The 12,850-nt window shown below is 65.1% G+C and carries 10 protein-coding genes and 1 tRNA gene; 9 read left to right on the top strand and 2 right to left on the bottom strand.

The window, feature by feature from the left end; genetic code table 11:
* Positions 1-155: 155 nt before the first annotated feature.
* From KF715_05380 to KF715_05370, 3 genes are all read left to right on the top strand, one after another.
* On the top strand, positions 156-470 hold the full coding sequence (locus tag KF715_05380) for a helix-turn-helix transcriptional regulator (GenBank protein ID MBX3736099.1): 315 nt from the start codon (positions 156-158) through the stop codon (positions 468-470).
* Complete coding sequence (locus KF715_05375; GenBank protein ID MBX3736098.1) at positions 463-1,692, top strand: type II toxin-antitoxin system HipA family toxin; 1,230 nt, start codon at positions 463-465, stop codon at positions 1,690-1,692. Before KF715_05380 ends, KF715_05375 begins: the two co-directional genes overlap by 8 nt.
* Before the next feature lie 900 nt (positions 1,693-2,592).
* Positions 2,593-2,955: a hypothetical protein gene (locus tag KF715_05370; GenBank protein MBX3736097.1), complete on the top strand. Its 363-nt coding sequence runs from the start codon at positions 2,593-2,595 to the stop codon at positions 2,953-2,955.
* Positions 2,956-2,975: 20 nt separating this feature from the next.
* Here the strand turns inward: KF715_05370 and KF715_05365 are convergent, their stop codons facing one another.
* Together KF715_05365 and KF715_05360 are read right to left on the bottom strand one after the other, a co-directional pair.
* Positions 2,976-5,051 carry a recombinase family protein gene (locus KF715_05365; GenBank protein ID MBX3736096.1) on the bottom strand — a complete coding sequence of 692 codons (2,076 nt, stop codon included), beginning with the start codon at positions 5,049-5,051 and terminating at the stop codon, positions 2,976-2,978.
* A 281-nt stretch (positions 5,052-5,332) separates the two neighbouring features.
* Positions 5,333-5,420 (bottom strand) — tRNA-Ser (locus tag KF715_05360).
* 92 nt (positions 5,421-5,512) lie between these two features.
* Here KF715_05360 and KF715_05355 point away from each other — a divergent pair.
* The 6 genes from KF715_05355 (at position 5,513) to truB (ending at position 12,839) form a co-directional block, all read left to right on the top strand.
* Positions 5,513-6,724, top strand: a complete 1,212-nt coding sequence (locus KF715_05355) for a DUF2851 family protein (protein ID MBX3736095.1) — start codon at positions 5,513-5,515, stop codon at positions 6,722-6,724.
* Between the two features lie 139 nt (positions 6,725-6,863).
* Positions 6,864-8,096, top strand: coding sequence for a transcription termination/antitermination protein NusA (gene nusA, locus KF715_05350; GenBank protein ID MBX3736094.1), 1,233 nt, complete (start codon positions 6,864-6,866; stop codon positions 8,094-8,096).
* A gap of 49 nt (positions 8,097-8,145) precedes the next feature.
* Positions 8,146-10,710: a translation initiation factor IF-2 gene (gene infB, locus KF715_05345; protein MBX3736093.1), complete on the top strand. Its 2,565-nt coding sequence runs from the start codon at positions 8,146-8,148 to the stop codon at positions 10,708-10,710.
* A gap of 49 nt (positions 10,711-10,759) precedes the next feature.
* Positions 10,760-11,116 (top strand): ribosome-binding factor A, encoded by a 357-nt coding sequence (locus KF715_05340; GenBank protein MBX3736092.1) that lies wholly within the window; start codon positions 10,760-10,762, stop codon positions 11,114-11,116.
* Positions 11,113-12,111 carry a bifunctional oligoribonuclease/PAP phosphatase NrnA gene (locus KF715_05335; GenBank protein ID MBX3736091.1) on the top strand — a complete coding sequence of 333 codons (999 nt, stop codon included), beginning with the start codon at positions 11,113-11,115 and terminating at the stop codon, positions 12,109-12,111. Before KF715_05340 ends, KF715_05335 begins: the two co-directional genes overlap by 4 nt.
* Positions 12,108-12,839: a tRNA pseudouridine(55) synthase TruB gene (gene truB / locus KF715_05330; protein MBX3736090.1), complete on the top strand. Its 732-nt coding sequence runs from the start codon at positions 12,108-12,110 to the stop codon at positions 12,837-12,839. The genes KF715_05335 and truB overlap by 4 nt, the downstream gene beginning before the upstream one ends.
* Positions 12,840-12,850: the final 11 nt, after the last annotated feature.

Genomic DNA, 12,850 nt, shown 5'->3' with positions numbered 1-12,850 from the left:
CAAGTTTGCCGGCGAATGAGCAAATGTCAATTCGCTTCCGGTCTGAACGTAGCCAAGATTGTCCGAGTTGGATGCGAAGGAGCGTCGGGTATCATATGCGATACATTTTCCTTGAAGAATCAGCCTATCGCCTGAAAATGCATCGCATACGATACATGGACTTCGCGCAAACAGGCACAATGATTCGAGACGCACGAAAGCAAGCAGGTCTGACTCAGGCCGAGCTGGCCAGGCGCTTGGGGATGAGCCGTGCAACCATCTCGCAGCTGGAGAACGGAGTCATCGGGGATCTTGGCATCCGAAAGCTGGCTCAGATCGGGGATCGTCTGGGTTTGGAAATCGCGGTTCGGCCACGTCGACCGCTGACGCTGCACGAGGCCTACGCCCGCAATCGCGAAGAGCGGCAGGCGGCCTTCCGCGAGACCGACACCATTCTCGCCAACCTGAACCCGGGCAAACTCGGTGGCTAACGTCTTTGTCAACCGGCGCGCCGTTGGCGCACTCACCCGCGAGGACACGGCGAACCGTTTTGTCTACGACGACGGGGTGCCCGAAGGGTTGGCGGTGTCGTTGCTGATGCCGGTCAACCGCGCACCGTATCACGCCGAGCGCGCCTCTGTGCTGCATCCGGTGTTCGACATGAGCCTGCCGGAAGGAGCCCTCCGGGAAGCGCTCAACAACATGTTCGCAAAGGCTCTGCCGGTTTTCGATGACCTCGCCCTGTTGGAAATTGTCGGCCGCTCCCTGATCGGGCGGTTGCGGTTCGGACCGTCGCCTGAAGAACTCGACCAGGTGCCGGCGCAAAATCTGCGGGAACTCCTCGCGAGCCGTGGGACCGATGGACTGTTTGCGGATCTGCTCCAGCGATACGCCCAGTATTCCGGCGTCGCGGGTGTCCAACCCAAGCTGCTGATCCGCGACGACGGCAGTCTGGGGACCAGCAAGTTCAGCCCGGTGCCGGTGGGTGAGCGGGTGACGGCTCACGGCACCACCCACATCGTCAAGTCCTTCGACGCGGGGAAGTATCCGGGGCTGGCGGCCAACGAGTATTTCTGCCTGAAGGCAGCGAAGGGCGCGGGACTGTCGGTGCCACCCGTCGAGATCGCGACCGGCGGCCATCTGTTGATTGTGGAGCGCTTCGACCTCAAGGCTGACGGCACCTACCTCGCCTTCGAGGACGGCTGCGCGCTCGACGGCCGGTTGTCCCGGGAGAAATATGAGGGCAGTTACGAGCAATTGGCCGCCACGCTGGCCAGCAGCCTGCGCGGGCCGGAGGGCACGGCCTCGGAACTGGCCCGCTTCTTCCGCTCGTTCGTCCTTTCTGTCGTGGTGCGCAACGGTGACGCCCACCGCAAGAACTTCGGCGTGGTCTACGACGACTCGACCGGCACGGTATCACTGGCGCCCGCTTTCGACATCGTCACGACCTCCGTCTATCTGCCCAACGACAGTCTGGCGCTGACGCTGGATGGCACCAAGCGTTGGCCGGACGCCAAACGGCTGGTGCGATTCGGCCGGCAGCGGTGCCAGCTCACGGAAGCCGCAGCGAAGACCATCGTGGCCGAGGTCTTGGACGGAGTCGCCCAGGTTGCCCGGGAGTTGGAAACTTTGCCCGATCTAGACCCTCAGGCAAAAGACACAGCAGACCGCATGCGCAACGCATGGTCCGAAGGCATCGAATCCCTGAAATAGGCCGAAGCTATTCCTGGCTTTCATCAACAGTTTGGCGCGAAGGATCTCGACCAAGTCTCAGCACAACCTGCTCCGAAGCTTTGAAGTGATGACCTGTGTTACCACCGACCAGGTGAGCATCCGCCTTGCCCCTAATACCTCTGGAATGCGTGACACGCCACCCCTAAGGAAACTTAGGTCCTAAGGTCGGGCACCACCACTACGCTACCACTACACCACCACTCGACCACCACCACGGTCATGCACGGGCCGGGATGAACGATGGCGACGGTCGCAAGGCAGCCGCAGACGTGCCCGGAACCGTCGGCTTCGGCCGCCGGCCTGCGCCTCCGGTTGCCGAGCACGACTGCGGGCCGCGATGGGGCCGGTCATGTGGCAGCGCCCCGGCTCCCGTCGGTCGCCCGCGCGCTGCCGGGGCCGATGTGCCCGGCGAGTCAGCCGGTGAGGAAAGAACAGCCAAACGGCTGGCAAAATGGACGATCTGGGTCATCCTTCCCGGAATTACCTGCCAATGACGACACGCTGCGAACTACCCGCATGTCCCGCCGCAAACCGGCGCGTCTTGGCTATTCGCCTGTCCGGCCCGGGGCGTGGTCCAATGCGGATGATCCGCATCGACCGCTGCCCCGATGACCTCAACTAAGCCCAGATCTCGGTCGAGCCTTGTCTGGTTCCGGGACTGCTACCTGCAGTCCGGCCGGGTGAGTGCTTCGCCCGATCTCCCAAACCGCAGTTACGGGGCTGGTGCGTGGGTGGGTCGGGAGTGGCAGGGAGTCGCCGGAGCTCCGCGCGGCGTTCCCTGCGCCGCTTTGCCACGACGCGTCCGGCGTCGGGCGCCGGCGCGCCTAACCAGGGCGCGATGCGCCCCGGACCCCAAGCGTCCACCACCGGAAGTTCATCATGACGATGCTCGATCCCAATCGCTTTGACCGATTGCCTGAATCGGAAGTGCTCCGCCGGATCGGCGGACTCATGGCCCTGATCGTGGAGCGCGGGTGCCTGCCGCGTCGTTCGGCGCCACCGGCGCCGCCAGTCAGTCACACTACGCTGGACTTGATCGCCGACCCGGCGGAAAGGGCCATCGCAACGTATCTGGCACGGTATGGCGCGACAGGCGCGAGGCGGCTGGCGTCGGAGCTGGAGCTGTCGGCCGCACAGGTCGCCCGTGCGTTATCTCGCCTGCGAGCGAAGGGAATTGGGGAGCGGACGGGGCGCACATCGGCCGCCCGCTATCGGTTGCGGCGGGATTTCAGTGGGAACTGAATACTCCTTGGTCCCTGTGCCTATTTGGCTTTGAGCAGATCGAGCCGGCGGCGCTGTTCGTCCAAGGGGAGATCGGCGAGCGGCAACAGTTGGTTGAGACTGAAGCGCCGCACTTCGCGCTCTGTAGTGAGATTGAGCAGGTGAGCTTGGATTTCGTCGGCGAGCAGAAGGAGTTTCAGGTGCTGGGTGACCGAGGCCGGGGATAGATTTTCTTCCTTGGCCAATTGTAGACGTTTGAGGCCCGGTTCGTTGTCCAGTCGGCGCTGCCAAGCGCGCGCCCGGTGAATCGCGTGCTGCGCCGGCTTGATCGGGGCTGCGGGTTGGCGGCGGCGCACACCGAGTTCACAGGGGAAGGGCGTCACAATCCGGACCGGCACCGCACTGCCGGCCGAACCGAGCGCGACGTCGAGAGCGAGGGAAAGCGGGCGCTGCGGAGCACGCGCCACCATGTCGCGTTGCTCGATCACGAGCCGTTCCTCCATGCCTTCGATGAGGCGCTCGATCCGCAGCTTGAGTCGCAATTCCAAGCTCCGCGTGCCCGGCGGCTGATCGGAAGCCGGTTTCGCGGGGCGAACCTCGACGCGGATCAGAAAGAGCGTCACCAAGTCGCGCTGCTGGTCCTGGGAAAGTTGGGGAAACAATTCCGCGAAACGGGCGAGCGAGTGCCGGATGCGTTCGGCATCATGTCCGCCTTGCTCGCATTCTGAGAGTTCGGCCTGAACGCGCTCACGATCAACTATGAGACGCTGGCGGGTGGCTTGCAGGCTCTCGGCTTCCTCGCGCAGAGCGTCGGTCAACGCCGCCACGCCGCCTTGGGCGATGGCTTTCGCGCAATTGCGGATCTGCGTGCCGTTGTCGGCGAGTTGTTGCTCCAGCTCGGTGAGTTGATTCCGCACCACCGTGCGGTCGCGTTGGCTGCGGCTGCGGAGGCTTTCCAAAGTCGCCTCGATCACCTCCGGGTGCCGGCTGCATTCGCCGAGGAAGCCGAGCACCGCCAATTCCAGCGGACCCGCGGCGACATGCCTCACCGGGCAGGCCGCATCGCCCCGCTCCTTGTGCAGTTTCCCGCAGGTGTAGTAGCGGTAGGGCTTGCCGGTCGGATCGAGTTTGCCGCTGGCGTTGGGGATCAGCGCGCGACCGCAGCAGCCGCAATGAGCGAGTCCCTTGAGAACATGGAAGTGTTTGTCGCGGGAGGAAAAGCGCCGCGCGGGCGGGTTGATCCGCTTGTTGATCGCGGCGTTCGCCTGCTCCCAAAGCTCCGGCGAGACGAGCGCGGCATGCTGGCCGGGGAATTCCTTTCCGTTCATCCGGACCTTGCCGGCGTAGAGCGGGCGCGTGATCAGCCGGCGCAGGATGTCGGTGCGAAAGCGCTTCTGGCCGATGTTCAGTCGCTCGCCGTTCCGCCGCTGGTGGTAGCGGGGGCGCGTCCGGATGCCCTCGTCGTTGAGCGTGTTCGCAATCTGCGCGAGACCCGTCAATCGGGCGGCCATCTCGAAGATGCGCACGATAACGGCGGCCTCCGCGGGCTCCGGGCTCAAGCCTTGGAGCGTTTCGTCGTAACGGTAACCGTAGGGCACCAAGCCACCGGTCCAGTAACCGCGTTTGGCCTGCTCGTTGAGCTTGATGCGGATCTTCTCAGCCGTGTTGAGTCGCTCGTATTCCGCCACGCTCATGAGGAGGTTGTTTTTCAGCCGGCCGGAGGGGGACTCGTCGGTCAGGTCCTCGGTCGGGCTTACGAGCTTGCAGCGGTGCTTGTGGAGGAAAGCGCGGAACGGCCCCCATTCGTCGGTGCTGCGCAGGACACGCTCGAGTTTGAAGATGAGGACGACCTTCACTTCGCCGGCCTCAATCTGGCGCATGAGCGCTCGGATGCCGGGACGGTTCATCGAACTGCCCGAGTAGGCCGGGTCGGAAAAGCATGCGACCTCGAACCAGCCGTCGGCTGCGTGCTTCGCGATGTGCTCGCGGCAGATGACGGCCTGGCTTTCGCAAGAATCGAAGCGCCCGCCGACCTGATTGGCGGTCGAGACGCGCGTGTAGATCGCCACCGGCACGGTGGTCGGGACATGGGTAGGCAGGGACTGAATCGCTGACATTTTGGACTCCTCCAAGGGTTGATGTGGAGGGCGATCCAATTGGCCTCACCCAGTCGTTTCCGACTGAGAGCAGTATCGCACACGCGCCGAAAAAATCACGCGCGGAATTTTAGAGGTCACTCGGCGAAGCGTCTGCGGCGGTGCCGGGATTCGCTCCGGCGCGAGGGTATTTTCCGAACTTATCCTGCGGCCCGAAAACGCACTCCTCTTCGCGAATGTTGCCTCTCAGCGAGTTGACTCGATTTTAGCGCCATCGCGCTCGGTTCGAACCTAACCGAAAGTGGCGGAAGGGGAGGGATTCGAACCCCCGGAGGCTTGCGCCTCAGCGGTTTTCAAGACCGCCGCAATAGACCACTCTGCCACCCTTCCGGGGTGCGTGATTGCTCTGGCAGCGTTGGCGGAATTTCCGCAGTGTCCAGCCCGCAACTCGCTCGCGGGGCCACGCGGCGTCCTTCACCGCCATGGCTTTCCCCGAATCTTCCGTCGCCGAGATGCAAGGCCTCTACGGGCCGTTCACGATGCACGAGCGCGTCGTGCAGAAAATCTGGTTGCAGCAGGATTTCGCGGCGACGCGCGCACAGCTGAGCGACGGTCGGACGCTCGAGATCGTGTTTCCCGGTCGCTGGAATCTGCTCGGCGGACCGGATTTCATACACGCGCAATTGCGGATCGGCGGCCGCGAGGTCAGCGGGGACGTCGAAGTGCATTTCCACGCGCGCGATTGGCGGGCGCACGGTCACGCGGAGGACGCGGCGTATGCGCAGGTCGTCTTGCACGTGCTCCTGTTTCCGCCGGATGCGGGCGTGCGGCCGCAGTGTCGCGCGGACGGGACGGAGATCCCGGCGCTGGTGTTGTTGCCGCTGTTGCATCGTGACCTTGAGGAATACACCGCGGACGACGCGCTCGAGGCGCTGACGGCGCGCGACGAGTGGCGGCGATTGGAGGAGCTCGCGAATCTGCCGCTCGATGTGTTGCGGGCGCGTCTGCGTGAACTCGCGCGCCAACGTTGGAATGCCAAGGTCGCCACCGCGCGCCGGCGAGTCGCGCGGCTGGGCTTTGATGCGGCGGCGCATCACACGGCGCTGGAGATTCTCGGCTATCGCCACAATCGCGTGCCGATGTTGGCGACGGCGGAGCGTTGGGGCATCGCGGAATGGCGTGGTGCGGTCGACGATCGCGTGGCCGCGGCGCTGGCGGCGGTGCACGGTTGGCAGACGCATGGCGCGCGACCGGCGAATCATCCGCGCACGCGCCTCGCGCAATATCGCGAGTGGGTCGCGCGCGCGCCGGATTGGCCGCGCCGGCTGGTCGCATGGGGCGAGGCGTTGCCGGTGCTGGCGTTCGGCCCGGACGTCACGACCGCGCACGCGCGGCGCGCGGGGGCTTTCCCCGGGTGGCGTGAGCAACTCAGTCGCGAGGTCGTGGCGGACGCGGTGAGCGGACCTCGTTTCGACACGCTGGCATGCGATGGATTCCTGCCCTTGCTGGCGGCCGCCAGTGAGCGTCCGGGATTGGATGAAATCTGGTTTCACTGGTTTGCGGGCGATCTGCCGGATGCGGTCCGACGCGGGCTCAAGAGCTTGACCGTGACCGGCACGCGCGAGTGGCCGCTTTGCCACGGTGCGGCCCAAGGGTTACTGGCTTGGCTGATCGCGCGGGAATTCCGCGTGTAAGTGCTTGCCAGTTCGACACCGGCGGCGCGCTTGACAACGCGTGTTCGCGGCGGCTACCTTGCGCGCTCACTCAAGTTCACTTTCCACAAGTGGGCGGGCCTACGGGTCCCGCCTTTTTTTTCCCACCACACCAACCATCATGAGCAGCGAAATCCTGTCCGTCCTCGAATACATGGAGAAGGAGAAAGGCATCCCCCGTGCCGATATGATCTCCGCCATTGTGAACGCCATTAAAACGGCGGCGCTGAAGGGCGTGAATTCGGGTCAGGAGCTCAAGATCGAGATCAATCCCAAGGACGGAAAACTGAAGGCTTGGGCGATCATGAAGGTGGCGGATTCCGTTTCCGATCCGAAGACGCAGATCCACATCGAGAAGGCCCAGGTGTTCAAGGCCGGCGCCGTCGTCGGCGACATGATCGAGAAGGAAATCGATCCCTCTTATCTCGGCCGCATCGCGGCGCAGACCGCGCGTCAGGCGATCATGCAGCGCCTCCGCCAGTTCGAGAAGGAGCGCATCTACGACGACTTCAAGGACTCCGTCGGCGACATCGTCAGCGGCACCGTGCGCCGTCGCGAGCGCAACGATCTCTACATCGATCTCGGCAAGGCCGAGGCGATCATGCCGGGCAAGGAACAAGTCCCCGGCGAGGAATACGCCCCGGGCGAGCGCATTCGCTGCTTCCTGCTCGAGATCGAGAATTCCAGCCGCGGTCCCGAGGTCATCCTCAGCCGCGCGACGCCGAAATTTGTCCGCCGCCTCTTCGAACTCGAAGTCACCGAGATCGCCGACGGCACCGTGAAGATCGAGGCGTTCGCCCGTGAGCCGGGTTACCGCACCAAGATCGCCGTCACCAGCACCGACCCGAAAGTCGACCCGGTGGGTGCGTGCGTCGGCGCCCGCGGCGCCCGCGTGAAGAGCATCGTGCGCGAACTCGGCGGCGAGAAGATCGACATCATTCCGTTCCACGCCGACCCGAAGGAAATGCTCGTCGAGGCCCTCAAGCCCGCCGTGCCGCGCGAAATCGTCCTCGACGAAAAGAACAAGCGCATGCTCGTGCGCGTCGCGAACGAGGACCTCGCCGTCGCCATCGGCCGCAAGGGCCAGAACGCGCGCCTCACCTCGCGCCTCGTCGGCTGGCGCCTCGACATCGAGGAATGGAAGGCCACCGCTTCCGATCCGCGTGCCCAAGCCATCAGCGCGCTCGTCGGCGCGTTCGGTTTCGAGAGCTCCATCGCCGAGCGCCTCGTCGCCAACGGCATCAACTCGCCCGCCGCCTTCGAAGGCGTCGAAGCGAACGATCTCGTCGACATGGGCTTTTCCGCCGAGGAAGCTCAAGGCGTCATCGCCAAGGTTTCCGGGGCCCAAGCCTGATTTTTCACCGCACCTAGCAACGTTACTCTCTTACTGACATACTGACTTAATGAGCGCCCGCATTCACGAGATCGCCAAGCAATACGGAGTTGAGCCCAAGGAGATGCTTTCCTGGCTCAAGGAGCAGGCCTTCGTCTCGGCGGACACCAAGTCGGTCTCCAGCACCGTCAGCAAGATCTACTACGACGAGATCGAGAAGGTGTGGGGCGGTCACAAAGCCGCCACCGAGGCCGCGCCCGCCGCTCCGGCGGAAGACGCCGCACCCGCTCCCGATGCTCCCGCGCAAGTGAAGCTTCCCGCCGGCGTCTTCGTGAAGTCCGCGCAGGACGTCGCACGCGAAAAGGAAGAGGCCGCCAAAGCCGCCGCCGCCGCGAAGGCTGCCGCCGCCGCCGCAGCCAATCCTCCTCCGCCGGTCGCACCTGCGCCCGTCGCGGCTCCGGTGCACGTGGCGCCTGCTGCGCCCGCGCCGAAAGCGCCGCCACCGGTCGTCGCCCCGCCAGTTTTCAAGGCTGCACCCACGCCGCCGCCGATTGCGCCGCGTGCTTACACCCCGGCTCCCGCGCCCGTCTCCGCGCCCAAGCCCGCTCCGACGCCCGCGCCGGTTGTTCCGGCGCCGGTCGCCAAGGCTGCGCCGTTGCCGCCTCCGCCTGCGCCGGTCGCCAAGGCTCCCAGCATGCCGCCGCCCCCGCCGGCTCCGGCACCGCGCCCGGTCTCCTCGCCGGCGATGCCGCCTCCTCCGCCGACCTTCAAGGCCCCGCCGGCTCCTCCGGCCGCGCCCACCGTCTCGTCCGTCACTGTGACCGAAGAGGGCGGCGTGAAGATCATCCATCTCAAGCCGCCGATCATCGTGCGCGACTTCGCGGTCGCGCTCGGCCTCAAGCCGTTCAAGTTGATCTCCGAGCTGATGGAGATGAGCATCTTCGCGTCGATGAATCAGTCGATCGACGAAGCGGTGGCCAACAAGCTCGCCGAGAAGCACGGCTTCCTCCTCGACATCAAGCACCGCGGCGAACAGCCGCAGGTCAGCCCGGCGGTGAAGAAGGAAGAGGAGAAAAAGTCGCGCGAGGAAAAGGCGCGCGAAGAGGACATCAAGAATCTCGCGCCGCGTCCGCCGGTCGTGGTCATCATGGGCCACGTCGACCACGGCAAGACCTCGCTGCTCGACGCCATCCGCAAGGCCAACGTCGCCGCCGGCGAGTTCGGCGGCATCACCCAGCACATCGGTGCCTACCAGATCGAGCACAACGGCAAGAAGATCACCTTCCTCGACACGCCCGGCCACGCGGCTTTCTCGGCCATGCGCGCGCGCGGCGCAAATGTCACCGACATCGCGGTGCTCGTCGTCGCGGCCGATGACGGCTTCATGCCGCAGACGGACGAAGCGTTGAAGCACGCCCAGAACGCCAAGGTTTCCCTCATGGTCGCCGTCAACAAGATGGACATGAAGGGCGCGAACCTCGATCGCGTGAAAGGGCAGATGCAGGAACGCAACATCGCGCCCGAAGATTGGGGCGGCGACATCATCACCGTGCCGGTGGCGGCGATCAAGAATCAGGGCATCACCGAGCTCCTCGACTACATTCTCCTCAACGCCGAAGTCCTCGACCTGAAGGCCAACCCGAAGGCCGAGGCCAGCGGCGTGATCATCGAGTCCGAGGTCGAAGTCGGCCGCGGCCCCGTGGCCACGGTCATTGTCCAGCGCGGCACGCTCCGTGTCGGCGACGCCATTGTGTGCGGTCCGCACTGGTGCAAGGTCCGCGCGATGTTCGACGACGCCGGCGCCAACGTGAAGGAAGCCCCGCCGTCCGCGCCCGTGCGCGTCATCGGCTGGTCCGGCACGCCGGATTCCGGCACGAAATTCGTCGCGGTGAAGAACGCCCGCGAAGCCGAGAAGATGGCCGAGGACGCCGAGCACCAACTCAAGAAGGAGGCCGTCACCGCCGCCGCCGCACCGAAGGACACGTCGCTCGACGCGCTCTTCGCCAACATCGCTGCGACGCAGGAGAAGGTGCTCAAGGTCGTGCTCAAGTCCGACGTCTACGGCTCCGTCGAGGCGGTCCGCAACGTCCTCGAAGGCATCAAGAGCGCCAAGGTGAAGCTCGACATCGTCGCTTCCGACGTGGGCATCGTCACCAAGAACGACGTGCTCATGGCCAGCGCCGCGAAGGCTGTCATCATCGGTTTCAACACCAAGCAGGAGAACGGCGTCACGCCGCTCGCCAAGCACCACGGCGTCACCATCGAGCACTTCAACATCATCTACGAACTCGGCGACCGGGTGAAGGAGATGATGGCCGATCTGCTCGAGCCCGATCTCAAGGAAAACAAGCTCGGTGTCGCCGAAGTTCGCCAGGTGTTCCCCATCTCGCACGGCTTCGTCGCCGGCTGCCTCGTCACCGAAGGCAAGATCAACCGCAACATCTCCGCCCGCGTCCGCCGCGGCAAGGAGTCGGTCTTCGAGGGCAAGGTCGGCACGCTCCGTCGTTTCAAGGACGACGCGAACGAGGTCCGCGCCGGCCTCGAGTGCGGTATCCGCCTCGACGGCTACGACGGCTACCAGCCCGGCGACAAGATCGAGTGTTTCGAAATCCAGAAGGTGCGCGCGTCGCTCTGAGCGCACGCCGCACCTTTCTCGGCTTTCGGTCCCATCCCGCCAGCCTGCCATGAGCAACCGACTTCTCCGCGTCAACGAGCTCCTCCAGCGCGAGGTCAGCGCCTACCTGCGCAAGCGCTACACCAGCGAGGCCACGCGCCTGACGATCTCCGGCGCCGACGTCACCGGCGACCTGCGCGAGGCGAAAATCTACTACTCGGTTGTCGGATCAGATCCGGACGAGATCGCGAAGATGGGCCGCTGGCTCCGCTCGAAACTCACCGAGATCCGTGGCATGGTCGCAAAGAACGTCGTCATGCGCCACGTGCCGACGCTGACGTTCCACCACGACGCCTCCGGCGAGCGCGCCGTGCGCATCGAGACGCTGCTCGACGAGATCGACAAGCAAGGCAAGAAGCCCGAATGAGCTACTATCCTGAATTTCAGACGGCGTTCGCCGAGTTTCTCGCCGCCCTGCACGGGAAACGCGTGGCGGTGATCGGTCATCAACGCCCGGATGGCGACTGCATCGGCTCGCAGGTCGCACTGACCCGTGCACTCCGTGCGCGCGGCATCGACGCGATCGCGATCAATCCCGATCCCGTTCCGCGCCGCATCAAGTTCCTCCTCGGCGACACGCCGTTCTTCCAGCGCGATCACGTCGAGCACGATGGCCGCCTCGCGGTCTTCACCGACTGCGCCGACCACAATCGCGCCGGGGACAAGACCCGCGCTCTCTACCCCGACGCGTTCGGCTGCTTCGACCACCATCTCTCGAATGTCGGTTTCGCGCGCCACAACTTTGTCGACACGCAGAGCGCCGCCACCGCCGAGGTGCTCGCGGGCCTGTTCCTCGACGCCGGGCTGCCGATCGATGCCGTGTCCGCGCAGGCGCTCTACACCGGCATCATGACCGATACCGGCCAGTTCCGCTTCGCCTCGACCTCGCAACGCGTCTTCACGCTCGCCGGCGAGTTGCTCGCGCGGGGCGCGAATCCCGCGCAGGCCGGCCAGGAACTCTACGAACGCGAGTCGCTCGGCAAGTTGAAGCTCCTCCAGCATTTCATCGGCTCGCTGAAGCTCGAGTGCGGCGGCCGCGTGTGCATCGGCGTGCTGCCGCAGGGCATTTTCGAGCAAACCGGTGCGACGGTCGAAGACACCGAAGGTCTCGTCGACTATGCACGCTCGCTCGACGGTGTCGCGATCGGCGCGCTCATCGAGGAGCGTCCCGGCGTGATCAAGGCCAGCCTCCGCGCGCAGCACGCCGTCTATCGCGTCGACTCGATCGCGGCGAAGTTCAACGGCGGCGGCCACGCCAGCGCCGCGGGCCTGAATTTCCCCGACACGCTTTCCTCGTTCTATCCGAAACTCATCGCCGCGTTCGCGCAGCGATTGCAGGAAGTCGACGCCCTCAAGAAATGAGCCTCCGTCCTCCCAAAGAAGTCGAGGGCGTGCTGCTCGTCGACAAACCCACCGGCATGACGTCCCACGACGTCGTCTACCGTCTCCGCCGGAAATTCCAGATCCAGCGCATCGGCCACGCCGGCACGCTCGACCCGCTCGCGACCGGCCTGCTCGTCATGCTCGTCGGCAAGGCGACCAAGATTTCCCAATACCTGATCAGCGAGGACAAGGTTTACGAGGGTGAGATCACGCTCGGAGCCAAGACCAACACGCTCGACGCCGAAGGCGAGATCATGGAGACGCGCCCGGTGCCGCCGCTCACCGAGGAGCAGGTGCGCGAGGCGATGAAGGGTTTCATGGGCGATCAATACCAGACGCCCCCGATGTTCTCCGCCGTGAAAATCGGCGGCGTGCCGCTCTACAAAAAGGCCCGCGAAGGCGAGGAAGTGGAGCGCGAGCCGCGCTTCATTCGCGTCGCCGCGTTCGACCTGCTCGGGTTTGCATCGCCGAAAATTCAATTCCGCCTCGCCTGCACGAAAGGCACCTACGTGCGCGTGATCGCGGGCGATCTCGGCGAGAAGATCGGTTGCGGTGCGCACCTCTCCGGCTTGCGGCGCACCGGCAGCGGCAAGTTCACCATCGCGCAGTGCACGCCGCTGGCCGACATCGAGACAATGGAGATGGCCGAACTCGAGAAGCGCCTCATCCCGATCCACGAGGCCGCACCCCGCATCGCCTACACGTGAACGCGCCGCGG

The organism is Candidatus Didemnitutus sp. (genome assembly GCA_019634575.1).
Classification (GTDB): domain Bacteria; phylum Verrucomicrobiota; class Verrucomicrobiia; order Opitutales; family Opitutaceae; genus Didemnitutus.
The sequence above is the reverse complement of the archived record's forward strand: the minus strand, read 5'-3'. Positions and strand labels throughout refer to the sequence as shown.